The 709-nt window shown below is 54.4% G+C and carries 3 pseudogenes; all 3 read left to right on the top strand.

Annotated features, from left to right (window positions below):
* Positions 1 to 462, top strand: a pseudogene (locus tag E0D98_RS25215) (phage portal protein); the annotation flags it as partial.
* Positions 462 to 560 (top strand): annotated as a pseudogene (locus E0D98_RS28255) (hypothetical protein); the annotation flags it as partial. The pseudogenes E0D98_RS25215 and E0D98_RS28255, both read left to right, overlap by 1 nt.
* Positions 561 to 570: 10 nt before the next feature.
* A pseudogene (locus E0D98_RS28250) lies at positions 571 to 709 on the top strand (hypothetical protein); the annotation flags it as partial.

Here is a 709-nt window from a genome sequence, read left to right as displayed (position 1 = left end):
GGTCGTGATTACGATCCGGAAGTACTGCAGAAGGCGGTGAATGATGCGGTCGCAAATATTCCGCAGCCGGCGGACGGTAAAAGTCTCACCCCGGATGATGTGCGTCCGATGCTTGAACAGATGGTGACAGAGGCAGTGAGCCATATTCCTGTTCCGCGTGATGGTCGTGACTACGATCCGGATGTTCTGCAGAAGGCGGTGAATGATGCGGTCGCAAATATTCCGCAGCCGGCGGACGGTAAAAGTCTCACCCCGGATGATGTGCGTCCGATGCTTGAACAGATGGTGAAGGAGGCGGTAAGCCATATCCCTGTTCCGCGTGATGGTCGTGACTACGATCCGGATGTTCTGCAGAAGGCGGTGAATGATGCGGTCGCAAATATTCCGCAGCCGGCAGACGGTAAAAGTATCACCCCGGATGATGTGCGTCCGATGCTTGAACAGATGGTGAAGGAGGCGGTAATCCGGATCTTGCAGAGCGGGAAGAACTGATTCAGGGGGAGCTGCCGTTTTCTGTGTCCGTGCTGATTTACGATTTGCGTTGTCCGACGGTGTTATGAGGAGGGGGGAATGGCAATATCTGCAGGTCGTCTGACACAGATGATAAGTGTTCTGAACCCGGTGTTAACCCGTAATGCTGCCGGAGAAATGACGGAAGAATGGGTGTCATGCGGGAAAATTCATGCGGATATCCGTGGCAGGAGCAGCC

This window comes from Escherichia sp. KCJ4928 (assembly GCF_004352695.1).
GTDB lineage: Bacteria > Pseudomonadota > Gammaproteobacteria > Enterobacterales > Enterobacteriaceae > ECMA0423.
The sequence above is the reverse complement of the archived record's forward strand: the minus strand, read 5'-3'. Positions and strand labels throughout refer to the sequence as shown.